At 75.7% G+C, this 12558-nt stretch carries 10 protein-coding genes; 2 read left to right on the forward strand and 8 right to left on the reverse strand.

Annotated features, from left to right (window positions below):
- Nucleotides 1–167: 167 nt before the first annotated feature.
- Genes AB0C69_RS01040 through AB0C69_RS01075 form a run of 8 tightly spaced genes read right to left on the reverse strand, consistent with a single transcriptional unit; the run spans nucleotide 168 to nucleotide 9745 of the window.
- On the reverse strand, nucleotides 168–1622 hold the full coding sequence (locus tag AB0C69_RS01040; protein WP_360348100.1) for a glycosyltransferase: 1455 nt from the start codon (nucleotides 1620–1622) through the stop codon (nucleotides 168–170).
- Nucleotides 1615–2802 (reverse strand): GNAT family N-acetyltransferase, encoded by a 1188-nt coding sequence (locus tag AB0C69_RS01045; RefSeq protein ID WP_345177982.1) that lies wholly within the window; start codon nucleotides 2800–2802, stop codon nucleotides 1615–1617. Before AB0C69_RS01045 ends, AB0C69_RS01040 begins: the two co-directional genes overlap by 8 nt.
- Entirely contained in the window at nucleotides 2799–3557 is a 759-nt protein-coding gene (locus tag AB0C69_RS01050) for a Wzz/FepE/Etk N-terminal domain-containing protein (RefSeq protein WP_345177981.1), read from the reverse strand. Before AB0C69_RS01050 ends, AB0C69_RS01045 begins: the two co-directional genes overlap by 4 nt.
- The gene (locus AB0C69_RS01055; protein WP_345177978.1) at nucleotides 3541–4674 is read right to left on the reverse strand and encodes a glycosyltransferase; all 1134 of its coding nucleotides are present in this window, start codon (nucleotides 4672–4674) and stop codon (nucleotides 3541–3543) included. Before AB0C69_RS01055 ends, AB0C69_RS01050 begins: the two co-directional genes overlap by 17 nt.
- Nucleotides 4671–5348: a polysaccharide deacetylase family protein gene (locus AB0C69_RS01060; protein ID WP_345178176.1), complete on the reverse strand. Its 678-nt coding sequence runs from the start codon at nucleotides 5346–5348 to the stop codon at nucleotides 4671–4673. The genes AB0C69_RS01055 and AB0C69_RS01060 overlap by 4 nt, the downstream gene beginning before the upstream one ends.
- Nucleotides 5320–6981, reverse strand: coding sequence for a lipid II flippase MurJ (locus AB0C69_RS01065; protein ID WP_360348105.1), 1662 nt, complete (start codon nucleotides 6979–6981; stop codon nucleotides 5320–5322). Before AB0C69_RS01065 ends, AB0C69_RS01060 begins: the two co-directional genes overlap by 29 nt.
- A gap of 32 nt (nucleotides 6982–7013) precedes the next feature.
- Complete coding sequence (locus tag AB0C69_RS01070) at nucleotides 7014–8342, reverse strand: O-antigen ligase family protein (protein ID WP_360348108.1); 1329 nt, start codon at nucleotides 8340–8342, stop codon at nucleotides 7014–7016.
- Entirely contained in the window at nucleotides 8339–9745 is a 1407-nt protein-coding gene (locus AB0C69_RS01075; RefSeq protein WP_360348111.1) for an exopolysaccharide biosynthesis polyprenyl glycosylphosphotransferase, read from the reverse strand. The genes AB0C69_RS01070 and AB0C69_RS01075 overlap by 4 nt, the downstream gene beginning before the upstream one ends.
- A gap of 374 nt (nucleotides 9746–10119) precedes the next feature.
- On the opposite strand from AB0C69_RS01075, the gene AB0C69_RS01080 reads away from it, so the two are divergent.
- Together AB0C69_RS01080 and AB0C69_RS01085 are read left to right on the forward strand one after the other, a co-directional pair.
- A complete protein-coding gene (locus tag AB0C69_RS01080) occupies nucleotides 10120–11334 on the forward strand; it encodes an Ig-like domain-containing protein (RefSeq protein WP_360348114.1) in 1215 nt (404 codons plus the stop codon).
- Nucleotides 11335–11388: 54 nt separating this feature from the next.
- Nucleotides 11389–12501 (forward strand): hypothetical protein, encoded by a 1113-nt coding sequence (locus AB0C69_RS01085; protein ID WP_360348117.1) that lies wholly within the window; start codon nucleotides 11389–11391, stop codon nucleotides 12499–12501.
- Nucleotides 12502–12558: the final 57 nt, after the last annotated feature.

Below are 12558 nucleotides of genomic sequence, written 5' to 3' on the forward strand. Positions count from 1 at the left end.
CTCTCGTTTCCCGAGTGGGGCCTGTTTCGCAATTCCGACAATCCCGCGTATGTAAGGGGAATGCACGACTGGATCATGTCGCACGACGTCGTCTACCAGTCGATCACGGACTACTGCCCGCACGGGGTCTGGTCGTGCGGCGGCGGGAACCCCCGCTCCTCCGCCGCCTACCGGGAGCTGTTCGGCGGAGTGACCGCCCCGCCGCCCCCGGGCAAGGGCCCGTTCACCCCGACGCCCGCCGCCTCCGCACCGGCCGCCTCCCCGCCTGCCGCGACCGCACCGGCCACATCCGCACCCGCCAAGTCCGCGCCGGCCGCCCCGGCATCGGCCGTTCCGGCGCCCTCCGCGCCGGCCCCGCCCGCGCCGCCCTCCGCCAAGCCGTCGGTCAAGGCGCCCTCGAAGCCGCCCAGGCCGCCGAAACCGGTGACGCCGAGGCCGCCGTGGTCGGGGCCGCCCGCCACCGCCCGCGCGTCCGCCAGGGCCTCCGCGGGGGTCTCCCCGAGCCCGGCGACGTCGCGGGTGACGGCCGCGAGGAGCGCCGCCGTCCGGCCGATGTCATAGGCGGCGGACGCGGCGACCGCCGCGCGCCCCTCCCGCTCGGCGATCCCGGGGAACAGCAGCCGCCCGGCCATCTCCTCGGCGAGCGCGGCGGGGTCCTCGACGGGCACCAGCGCGCCCAGCCCCGGGCGGACGACCTCGGTGATGCCCGGGATGTCCGTCCCCACGAGGGGGCGCCCGGTGGCGAGGGCCTCCAGCGCGGTCAGCGGCAGCCCCTCCCACCGGGACGGCAGCACGATGAGGTTGGACGCCGAGAGCCAGTCGCGCGGGTCCTCCACGGCCGGGACGAACCGGACCCCGGCCACGCGCTCGCGGCGCAGCCGGTCCAGGTCCTCGCCGTCCCCGACGATGGCGAGCTGGGCGGACGGGCAGCGCGCGGTGACGCCCGGCCAGGCCGCGACCAGGACGTCCTGCCCCTTCTGCCGGGTCAGCCGCCCGATGCACACCGCGAGCGGCACGGCGGCCTCCAGGCCGAGACGGGTGCGGGCGGCGAGGCGCGCGGCGGCGTCGGCGGGCGCGAACCGGCGCCGGTCGACGCCGTTGCGGACGAGCCGGTACGGCCCGCGCACGCCCGCGCGCTCGCCCTCGCGCAGCTCGCCGATCCCGACGCAGACCAGGGCGTCGCTCCACCGGGCGCCGGCGCGTTCCCACAGGCGGCTGAGGGTGTCGGTCCGCCCGGTGGCGGCGAGCCACGACCAGCCGTGCGGCTGGAAGATCGTGGGCGTGCCGGCCGGGCGGCCCAGCAGCCGCCCGGCCAGGCCCGCCTTCGAGGAGTGCAGGTGGACGACGTCCGGGGCGAAGCCCTTCACCAGGCGGCGGAGGCCGAGCGCCTCCAGCAGGGTGCGGGGGCCGGGGGCGCGCCCGGCGTCCCACCTGAGCCAGGGCACGCCCGCCGCCATGCACCGCTCGGGCAGGTCGCCGCCCGGCGGGCAGGCGACCGCCACCTCCCAGCCGCGCCGCCGCTGGTCGCCCGCCGCCTGCCCGACGTAGACGGCGACCCCGCCCGCGTTCGGCTGGCTGACGTGCAGGATCCGCAGCGGGGTGTCGTCCCGCGGGTCAGTCATGGAGCAGCGGGGACGCGCTCCCGGACGGGCCGGCGTGCGCTCCCGGCCCCCCGCGCCGCCGCTCCGCCAGGTACGCGCGGGTCCGGGCGAGGCCGGCGTAGGCGGCGGCCGGCGCGGTCCGCCCGAGGATGATCCGCTCGTTCCGGACGGCCGCCGGCCGCCACTTCAGCTTGTACGGCTCGTCCCCGCGCAGCAGGCTGACGCCCTGGCGGCGCCGGTCCCGGGCGAGGGCGAGGTCCTCGCGCAGCATCATCAGCGAGACGTCCACGCGGGACCGCAGGTCCGGCAGCGCCCCGTAGAGGTAGGCGCCGACGTGGCGGTGCCCGATCAGGACGAGGTCGCTGGCGACCAGCCGGCCGTCCCACCGGTACTGCAGGACGGCGGCGCGCCCGTCGCGGACCATCCCGGCGGCCGCCTCGGCGAGGTGGCGGCGGAACCGCCCGCGGGTGTGCTCGGGGTTGATCGGTCGGCCGCGCCACTGCCGGGCGTGCAGGTCGAGCAGCGCGTGCACGGCGTCGGGGACCTGGTCCGCCGGGACGCTCTCGGCCGTGATGCCGCGCACGTCGATCTTGCGGAGCTTGGCGCGCATCTTCCCGGCGGTGCGGCGCGGGAGCCGGTCCAGGACGGCGTCGATCCCGGCGCCGGTCCCGGGGTCTCCGCCGCCGGCGGGCAGTTCGAGGCACACCGAGGACGGCGTCCGCCACGTCCCGCGCGGCCACTGCGCCGCCACCAGGTGCGCCGCCGAGCCGGGACGCACCTCGCGCAGGTCGAGCGCGCACCATCCGCGTTCGTCCAGCAGGGCCCGGGCGAGGTGCCGGACGGCGCCGTCGGCGTGGACCGGGTCGAGCAGGACGTCGGTGAAGTCGCTCTGGTCCGCGGCGATCGGGACGAGCACCGGGAACCCGTGCCGCACGCCCGACGCCAGCGGCGCCGCCGCGACGAGCCTGCCGCGGCGCCGGACGGTGGCGAGGCGGAGCCGCCCGCGCGTCCCGTACCAGCCCCACCACGACTTGATCCACTCGTAGGACTGGAAGGGCGTCGCGGCCGGGCTGCGCTCGTAGAGGTCGCGCAGGTCGTCGGCCAGGGCGATGAGGGCCTGCTCGTCCCGGTGCACCTCGGCCGACCACTCGGTGGAGGCGCCGGGCGGCGCGGTCAGCAGGGAGGGCGCGGTCACGGTCACGAGCCCACCTCCACCCGTCCGGTGGGGACGGGACCGGCGATCTTCTCTTCGAGGGCGCCCGCTCCCGCCGCCGACGGGACGTGGCCCCGCTCCCGGCGCCCGGCCCGCCCGCGCCGGCCGCTCATGACGGCGGCCGCGAGCCCGGCGAGCAGGATCCCCGACGCGGTGCCGACGGCGAGGCCGAGCGGCAGGTTCGGCGACGACGGCTCGGCGGGCGGTTCGGCGAGCGTCATCAGCGCGACGCGGACGCCGGTGTCGGAGCGGTGGGACGTCCCGTACCGGACGAGCGCGTCCGCGGCGGCGTTGGCGTACGCGGCGGCGTCGCGGGCCGTCCGGCCGCTGCCCGCGAGCTTGATCAGGGGCGTGTCCGGCGAGGTGGACGCCTGGATGTGCTCGCGGGTGGAGCCGCTCTCCCCGTCCGGCAGCGGGAGCGAGGAGTAGGCGAGGGTCTCCGGGAGCGGCGCGAGCCGCCCGAACGCCTGCGCGAAGCTGACCGCCGCCGGGCCGGACTGGCCCTTCCCGGCGTCCACGACCAGGACGTACGCCGTCGCGGTGTAGGTGGTGGGCGCGAACACGGCGTAGCCGAGCCCGCCGAGGAACCCGGCGAGCACGAACGCGATGGGCAGGCCGAAGCGCCGCGCCGTCGCGGTGACCAGCCCGCGCAGGCGCCGGGCGGCCGGGCCGAACCGGCCGGCCCGGCGCACCGTCCTCGGCGGTCTCGGCGGCCTCCTCCTGGCGTCACGTCGCTGCATCATGAGCCCTTTCTCGTATCGGTTCGGCCCCGCCGGCGAACGGGTCGGGGCGGTAGAGCCGGGCGAGCTCGGCGGCCCGCTCGGCGACGGCGTAGCGGGCGACGGCCGGCGCCACCCGCGTCCGGTCGCGGGGTTCGCGCAGGACGCGCCCGAGTTCGGCGCTCCAGACCCCGGCGTCGGAGGGCAGGCGGCGGGCGTCCGGGGCGTCGCCGGGCGGGAGGTGGTCGAGGGCGGGGCAGGCGGTGTAGCGGACGGGCAGCCCGGCGGCCAGCCCCTCCAGGACGCCGAGCCCGAACGTCTCCTGGACGGACGGCGCGGCGAGCACGTCCATGGCGGCGAGGGCGCCCGCGACGTCGGAGGTGGCCCCGGCGAAGACCACGCGGCCGGCGGCGCCGCGCTCGCGCGCGAGCCGGGCGAGCGCCTCCCGCGCCGGGCCCGCGCCGACGAGCAGCAGCCGGACGCCGTCCAGCCGCGCGACCGCCTCGACCAGCAGGTCGAACCGCTTGGTCGGGACGAGCCGCCCGACGCCGCCGACGACGGGCTCGTCCGGGCCGATCCCGAGGCGGCGGCGCGTCGCGGCCCGGCGGGCCGGGTCGAACGCGAACGCGGCGGCGTCGACGCCGTTCGGGATCACGACGATCCGGCCGGGGCGCACGCCCCAGGCGCGGAGCCGGTCGGCGACGGCGGGCGACACCGCGACGGTGGCGGATCCGAGCCGCTCGGTCGCCCGGTACAGGGCCCGGACGCCGCGCGTCGTGGCCCGCCCCTCGATGTGGCCTTCGCCGAGCGAGTGCTCGGTGGCGATGACGCGGGGCGCCCCGGCCATGCGCGCGGCGATCCGGCCGTACACGCACGCCCGGTAGAGATGGGTGTGGACGACGTCGTACCGCCCCCGGCGGATCAGCCGGGCCAGCCGGGGCAGCGCCCCGAGGTCCCGGTTGCCGCGCATCCCGATCTCGTGGACGGGCACGCCCGAGCGGCGGATCTCCGCGCCGAGGGCTCCGGCCCGGGTGAGGGTCGCGACCTCGCAGGACACCGGCAGGTGGCGCAGCAGCAGCGCGAGCTGGCGTTCGGCGCCGCCGTGGTCGAGGCCGGTGATGACGTGCAGGACCCGGGTCACACGCGGCTCCTCCGGCGCAGCTCGTGGCGGACGAGCTTGACGCGCAGCCGCAGCGGGCCGTCCCGGTCGCCGACATAGGTGCGGGGCAGCGCGTGCCGTCCCGGCTCCTCGGGCCGGATGTCGCACGCGTAGTCGTAGCCGGCGGCGCGCACGGCCTCGACCTCGCGGGCGGTGGCGTGCCCGTACGGGTAGGCGAAGCCGGTGACCGGGGCCTCGACGAGGTCCTCCAGGACGGCGCGGCTCTCCTCCAGCTCCTCGCGGAGCTCGGTGTCGTCCGTCTCGGGGAGCGAGACGTGGTGGCGGCCGTGCGAGGCGACCTCCATCCCGACGTCGGCCACGGCACGGATCTGCTCGGCCGTCATGAGCGGTTTGCGCGGACCGTCGTCCCACGCGTTGTAGGTGCCGATGCGCCCGGACACGACGAACACCGTCGCGCCGAACCCGTACCGCACCAGCGCCGGGACGGCCCGGGTCGCGAAGTCGGCGTACCCGTCGTCGAAGGTGAGCCCGACCAGGCCGCGGGCCCGTCCGGCGGCGTGCGCGTCCAGCAGCTCGCGCATGCCGACGCCGCGCAGGCCGCGCGCCCGCATCCAGGCCATCTGCCGCCCGAACCGCGCCGGCGACACCGTCACCAGGTGCGGGTCCTCATCGAAGTGGTCGACCGAGTGGTACATCAGCACCGGCGGCGCGTGCCGGACGCCCTCGGCCGTCCGTGCCGGGAGCTGGGCCGGTTCGGTCAGGTGACTCGGTTCTGTCGGCTTGCTCACTGGTGTCCCCCGATTCGGTGCGGCCGCGCCGGTGGCGCCCACCGAGCGGCCGTGAAGCGATCCATGGAGCGACGAGGTCGGGTCCCGCCAGGACGGCGAGGACGGCGAAGACGGCGGCGACCGCGAGCCCGCCGGCCGCCAGGCGGACGACCGGCGGCGCGTCCAGGGCCCCGGCGGCGAGCGTCCCCGCCGCGCAGGCCCCCGCGGCGGCGAGCACGAGCCGCGCCACGTCCGCGGCGATCCGGCGCAGCGGGACGGGCGCGACGCCGCGGCGCAGCCCGGCGAGCATCAGGACGGCGGCGAGGGTGATGCCGGCGGCGTTCGCGGCGGCCAGCGCGAGCGTCCCGGCGGACGCGGCGAACGCGCCGCCGATCGCCGCCGTGACGGCCAGCCCCGCGGCGAGCACGGCCGCCGGGCGCCAGGTCGGCCTCTTCTGCGCGAAGAACGCGCGGGCGGCGAGGCCGACCGCCATCTGCCCCCACAGGCCGAGCGCGTACACGCGCAGGATGGCCGCGGTGCTCGCGGTGTCGGCGGACGTGAACTCGCCGTGCTCGAACAGGACCCCGATGACGACCGGCGCGAACGCGACCAGGAACGCGGTCGCGGCCAGCACCGTCGCGCTCGCGACGGCGAGGTCCTGCCGGATGCGGCGGGCGACCTGCGCGGTGTCCCCGTCCGCCGACGCGCGGGCGAGCCTCGGGAACGTCACCGTCACGATCAGCAGCGACAGCACCATCGGCACCTGCGCGACCTTCTGCGCGTAGTTCAGGTGCGAGATCGACCCGGCGGCCAGCCCGGCCCCGATGAACCGTTCCACGAACACCTGCGACTGCCGCGTGACCGTGTAGACGACGATGGGGGCGATGGCCGCCAGGCCGAGCCGCACGTCCACGCTCCCGGACGGCGCCGCGTCCGGTTCCGCGGGCGCGTCCCGCAGGCAGCGCAGGAACGCCGGGAGCTGCACCGCGACCATCAGGAAGCTGCCGCAGGCGACCCCGACCGCCGCGCTGGTGACGCCGGCGGCGCCGGACAGGCCCGCGATCAGCGCGAGGATGCCGACGTTGTAGGCGAGGTAGATGGCGGCCGGCGGCCCGAACCGGTGGTGGGCGCGCAGCGTCGCGCTCATGAAGCCCGCGACGCCGAACGTGACGACGGTGACCGCGGTCAGCCGGACGCACTGGACGGCCGGGCCCTGCTCGGCGAGGCCGGGCGCGAGGACGTCCACCACGGTGGGCGCCGCGACCGCGAGCGCACCGGTGACGACCGACAGGCCGAGCACCATGCGCGGCAGGGCCGTGCCGACGAGGGGGCGCAGGCCGTCCCCGCGCGCGAGGAGCCGCGTGACGACGGGGACCATGAGCAGCGCCATGGCGTCCTCGATCAGCAGCGGCGAGACGGTCTCGGGGATCGTCCAGGCGACGAGGAACGCGTCCGTGCTGCCGCTGGCGCCGAACAGGTCCGCCATGACGAGGTCGCGCAGGAACCCCAGCCCGGTGCCCGCCGCGATGAGCACTCCCGACACCATCGCGGCCCGTCCCACGGAACCTCCGGGAGGCCGCCCGCCGCGCCCGGTCACGGCGCCCTCCCGGAAGGGGACGTCATGACCGGGGAGGCGCCGGCCGCTCCGAACGCGCGGGCCGCCGTGAGGCCGAGGACGACGCCGACGAGCGCGCACGTGGGCCCGCCCAGGTCCGCGTACAGGAAGTTGATCAGCAGGAAGGCCAGGAGCGCGACGCTCGCCAGCCAGAACGGGTCGCGGGCGTCGCGGCGCCTCCACAGCCCGGCGGCGATCGCGGCGAGCAGCGCGGCGAACCCCGCGAGGCCCACCGCCCCCTGCTCGGACAGGAAAAGCAGGTACTCGTTGTGCGGCGACAGCAGCGGCTGCCGCACGTAGCCGTTGACGGGGTCGGCGGTCTCGCTGCCGGACGACAGCTCGATCGTCGCGTAGGTGTCGCGGTAGGCCGGGAAGTTCTTCACCCCGACGCCGGTGACCGGGTGGTCCTCCCAGATCCGGACGGCCGCCGCCCACAGGTTGTAGCGGTCGTCCACGGACTGGTCCGGGTCGCTGACCGAGCCCACCGTCGACTTCGCGCGCTCCACGACGGCCTGGGACCCGCCGCCCACGGCGCCGAGCAGGACGAGCATCAGCGCGCCGCAGCAGATCAGCACCTTGACGGCCGTCCACCGGTCGAACAGCACCAGGGTCAGCACGGCGGCGGCGCCGAGCGCGATCCACGTCCCGCGGCTGAGCGCGAGCGCCAGCGCCGCGCCCATGACGGCGATCCCGGCGAGCGCGGACGGGACGGCGGCGGCGCCGTGCCGGGGCGCCGTCAGCGCGAACGCGGTCAGCACGAGGAACGCGAACCCGACGACGACCGACATGGCCATCACGTCGAGCGCGCCGAACGTCCCGACCGCGCGGATGTTCTGGCCGCCCATCGACGCGCCGTTCCCGGTGACCGCCTGCCAGATCCCGTACACCGCCTCCGCGAGGCCGAGGCCGAGCACCGCCCAGCAGACGGTGGCGAGGTCGCGCCGGTCCCGGACGAGCACGACCACGGCGAGCGGCACCAGCACGAAGACCTGGAGGTCGCGGACGAACCCGGCGAGGCTGGTCCCGATGTCGGCCGAGTGCACGGTGCTGATCCCGAGCGCCGCGACCAGCGGCCCGAACGCCGGCAGCGCCCGGCGCGGCAGCCGCGCCCGGCCCGTGGCGAGCATCCCGGCCGCGACCAGCACGAGCACGGCGCTGGCGACGTCCCCGGCCGTGACCTGCGTGCCGGCCCCGGGCGCCTGCGCGCCGGGCGGGATCCCGGCGCACGCCACGGTCGCCGCGACGAGCAGGCTCGGGCGCCTCGGCAGCGGCCTCGCGAGGAGCGGAGCGGCGGCGTAGGTCGTCATGCGGGGTCCCGGAAGAGCATCGCCCGCGCCGTCAGCAGCAGGATCCTCAGGTCGCCGGTGAACGACCAGTGGTCGATGTAGTGGTTGTCGAGCCTCGCCCGCAGCTCGATGGACGTGTCGCCCCGGAACCCGTGGATCTGCGCCCAGCCCGTCATCCCGGCCGGGACGCGGTGCCGCGCCGCGTAGCCGGGGCAGGTCCGGGAGAACTGCTCCACGAAGTGCGGCCGCTCCGGGCGCGGGCCGACGAGGCTCATGTCGCCGCGGATGACGTTCCACAGCTGCGGGAGCTCGTCCAGGGACGTGGCGCGCAGGAACCGGCCGACCCGCCCCATCCGCTCGTCGTCCTTGACGGTCCAGCGGGTGTCGGCCTCCCGCTCGTCCGCGGGCTTCAGCGTCCGGAACTTCAGCAGGACGAACTCCTCGCCGCCGAGCCCGATCCGCCGCTGCCGGAACAGCACGCCGGGACCGCCCTCGGACCGGACGGCGACCGCGCACGCCGCGAGCACCGGCAGCGCGAGCAGGAGGACCAGGACCGCCACGACGACGTCGAGGACTCGTTTGGCGCGGCGGGCCGCCGGGGCGCGCAGCCCCCACTCGATCCGCGCGCACGGCAGCCCCGCGAGGTACTCGCGCCGCCCCGGCGGCACCGGGACGACGTCCGAGGGCGGCTGGACGAGCAGCGTCTCGCAGGGCAGCGCGAACGACGTCCGCAGCACCGCGTCGAGGCGGTCGGGCCGCACGTCCTCGGCCACGACGACCAGCGTCTCGATCCCGTGCGCCTCGACGAGCGCGGGCAGGTCGGCGGTCTCCCCGAGGACGGGCGCCGCGCCCGGGGGCCCCTCCGGGTCCCCCGCGGACACCTGCCCCGCCACCGCGAGCCCGAGGTCGGCGCGCTCGCGCAGGACGTCGAGCACGTGGGCGGAGGTCCCGCCCGTCCCGACGACCAGCGCGGACCGGGCCCGGGAGCGCCGGGCCCGGTACGTGCGGACCATCGCGTTCGCGCACGCGCGCGCGCCGAGCTGGACCGTCCCGCAGAGGGCCGCCGTCCACAGCCAGGCCGAGGCGTCCGCCCGCAGCAGCGCCGCGATCCCGCAGACGAGCAGCGTGCGGAGGAGGAGCGGCGGCGCGTCGGAGAGCAGGGCCGGCGCGCGGCGCGCCCGGTACAGCCCGCCCGCGCCGTTGAGCGCGACGACCGTTAACGCGGCGAGGCCCGGCAGGTCGCCGCCCCCGGTGAGGGACACGGCGACCGCCGTCGCGCAGCCGTCCAGGACGGCGAGGCTCACCGGGAACAGCCCGGCGAGCATCCGCGTCCTTCGCGGGGCGACCGGCCGGCCGCCCGCCGAAAGCAGTTCCGGAGGGGCCGCGCCGGAGTCGACGGAGAAACTCAGCCCCTGGGCTCTCATCGCGCGTCCCCTTCACAGACAAGCACCTTGCGGGGGCCGTCGCTGGCGGCCGGTGATCAGCATCGCACCTGGTCAGAGCACAAATCGCCGCTTTTAACCGGGGCCGCCGCACTCTTGAAGAGAAGATCGACGGGACGGTCTCCGCGGCCGCGCGCCGGGCCGTGGCCCCAGAAAGATCATGCGAAGTGGCCACCGCATGCGAACCTCTGCGAGACCATGGACGTCTATAGGTGAGTCGGACGCCGAACCCGGCCGTCCCGCCTCCGGGCGGGCCGGAATAAAGGCCGTTCCGCAACCGATCTTGTTGCCGGCCCCGCATCGCGCGGGAACCGGCGGGCTGTTGAGGGAGAACGGTGCGAGGTAAGGCGTTGGTGATGGCGCTCGTCCTGGGCCTGGCGACCGCGTGCGGTGGAAGCAGCGGCGGCGACGGCGGCGGCGGGACGACCACGAAGGGCGACGACGGCGCCCCCCAGTTGACGATCACTCCGGCGGACGGCAGCGGCAAGGCGCGTCCCGACCAGGGCGTCACCGTGACCGCCGCGGGCGGCAAGCTCGGCGACGTCAAGGTGAAGTTGAAGGGCGTCGACGTTCCCGGCGCCCTGTCCGCCGACAAGACCAAGTGGCGCTCGACGTGGACGCTCCAGCCCGGCGGCAGCTACCAGGTGTCGGCCACGGCGACGTCCGACAAGGGCAAGTCCACCACCGCGACGAGCGCGTTCCGCACGACCCGCTCGACCGCGGCCACCCGCGTCAACAACGTCGTGCCCAGCCAGAACGAGACGGTCGGCACCGGCATGCCGGTGTTCGTCCAGTTCAACAAGGCCGTCCCGGAGAAGGCCAAGCCCGCCATCGAGCGCGCCATCGAGATCTCCTCGACGACGCCCACCGAGGGCGCCTGGCGCTGGCTGAGCGCGGGCGAGTCCTTCAACGGGCTGCCCTCGGTCGTCTTCCGCCCGAAGCACCCGTGGAAGGCGAACCAGACCGTCACCGTCAAGGTCCACTTCGCGGGCCTGAAGATCGGCGACAACGTCTTCGGCGACCGTGACACGGTCCGCACCTTCAAGATCGGCGACTCCCACGTCGTCAACATCAGCGCCACGACGCACCGCGCCGTCGTGAAGAAGAACGGCCGCACCGTCCGCACCTGGGGCGTGAGCCTCGGCAGCGGCGGCGACGTCCAGGGCGACGGCGTCGACCACCTGCTCACCACCAGCGGCGTCCACCTCACCATGGACCACGTCCGCCTGGAGCGCATGCGCCCGCCCGGCAAGAAGAAGGGCGACCCGGGCTGGTACGACGAGAAGGTCCCGTGGGCGACCCGCATCTCCAACAGCGGCGAGTACATCCACCAGAACATGGACGACCCGACCTGCCTCGGCCGGCGCAACTGCAGCCACGGCTGCGTCCGCTCGCCCTCCAGCGACGCCCAGTGGTTCTTCCACTGGTCCTACCGGGGCGACATCGTCAACATCACCGGCACCAAGCGCAGCCTCCAGTGGACGAACGGCTGGGGCTACTGGCAGCTCCCCTTCTCCAAGTGGACCAGCGGCAGCGCCCTCGGCAAGTCCATCACCACGTCCCACGCCTGACCCGTCCGGGCCACTACCCTTCGTGACCGACAGGTCGCGGGGGGAGTGGCCCGGATGGCAGCGAGAATCATCCTTCACATCGGCGTGCAGAAGTCGGGCACGACGTTCCTGCAGCAGGTGCTCCAGGCGAACGCCGACGCCCTCGTCAAGGCGGGCGTCCGCTACCCCGTCAGCCCCGACTGGGCTCGGGGGAAGCGGACGGTCGCCAACCACGAATGGGCGACCTACGGCCTGCTGGGGGCGGAGTTCCCCTGGGTGTCGCACGACCGCGCCTCCGAGGAGGCGACCTCCTGGCAGACACTCCTGGACGACGTGAAGTCGACACCCGGCACGGTGCTCCTGTCGGCCGAGGCCCTGTCCGTCATCCGAACACCCGCGATCCGCCGCCTTTTCGACGCGCTGGGCGCCGGCGACGTGGAGGTGGTCGTCACAGCACGGAGCCTCGACCGTTCGCTGCCCTCCCTGTGGCAGCAGCACATCCGCAACGGCCGCACGGTGAGCTTCGAGACCTACCTGACCGGTCTCGCCAACGAGCGCGAGAAGGGCCGGGACCACATCGAGGCCGACCCGTCCGCCCACCTGTGGCGCGCGTTCGACATCGGCGGCCTGGCCAAGCGCTGGTCGGACGCAGGAGCCACCCGTGTCAGCATCGTCACCACCCCCGGCACGCCCCCGCACCTCCTCTGGCAGCGCTTCGCCGAAGCGATCGGCCTCCCCGCGTTCGCCGAACCGCCCGTCATGCCCGCCGCCCACGCCCACACCGGCCTGACGGCTCCGGAGACGCTGGTGCTCTCCTCGATGAACGCGGCCATCCGGCAGACAGCGTGGAGCGGCCAGAACGCCGACTGGGTCCGCCAGGTGGTCACGGCCCGCTTTCAGGCACGCGCCGAACGCGGCGGAAAGGTCGTCCCCCCGCCTGACTGGCTGCTCCGCCTGGCGAAGTGGACCGAGGAAGACCTGGCCGCCCTCCAGGACACCCCCGCGCGCATCGTCGGCGACGTCGACGACCTGCGCTCCGACCCGTCCTCGGAATCAACGCTCCAGCCGACCCCCGAGGAAACCGCGCAGGCCGGCGCCGAAGCGGCGGTCGCCCTGGCAGAGGCCGCCCTCCACGAGACCCTGATCCAACGCAACATCCGCCGCCTGCGCCACCGCCTCACCACGTAGCCGGGAACAACCGCCCTTTCAGCACGGAATCGACCCGCTCTCCGGCAGCCTTGGCGT

Origin of the sequence: Actinomadura sp. NPDC048032, assembly GCF_040653175.1 — a bacterium.
In the GTDB taxonomy this organism is placed as follows: domain Bacteria; phylum Actinomycetota; class Actinomycetes; order Streptosporangiales; family Streptosporangiaceae; genus Spirillospora; species Spirillospora verrucosospora.

What these genes read in the sequence shown, in the direction of transcription:
- AB0C69_RS01040 (WP_360348100.1), bottom strand. Translation starts at nt 1,622, where the DNA reads ATGACTGACCCGCGGGACGACACCCCGCTGCGGATCCTGCACGTCAGC.
- AB0C69_RS01050 (WP_345177981.1), bottom strand. Translation starts at nt 3,557, where the DNA reads ATGATGCAGCGACGTGACGCCAGGAGGAGGCCGCCGAGACCGCCGAGG.
- AB0C69_RS01060 (WP_345178176.1), bottom strand. Translation starts at nt 5,348, where the DNA reads ATGTACCACTCGGTCGACCACTTCGATGAGGACCCGCACCTGGTGACG.
- AB0C69_RS01070 (WP_360348108.1), bottom strand. Translation starts at nt 8,342, where the DNA reads ATGACGACCTACGCCGCCGCTCCGCTCCTCGCGAGGCCGCTGCCGAGG.
- AB0C69_RS01075 (WP_360348111.1), bottom strand. Translation starts at nt 9,745, where the DNA reads ATGAGAGCCCAGGGGCTGAGTTTCTCCGTCGACTCCGGCGCGGCCCCT.
- AB0C69_RS01080 (WP_360348114.1), top strand. Translation starts at nt 10,120, where the DNA reads ATGGCGCTCGTCCTGGGCCTGGCGACCGCGTGCGGTGGAAGCAGCGGC.
- AB0C69_RS01085 (WP_360348117.1), top strand. Translation starts at nt 11,389, where the DNA reads ATGGCAGCGAGAATCATCCTTCACATCGGCGTGCAGAAGTCGGGCACG.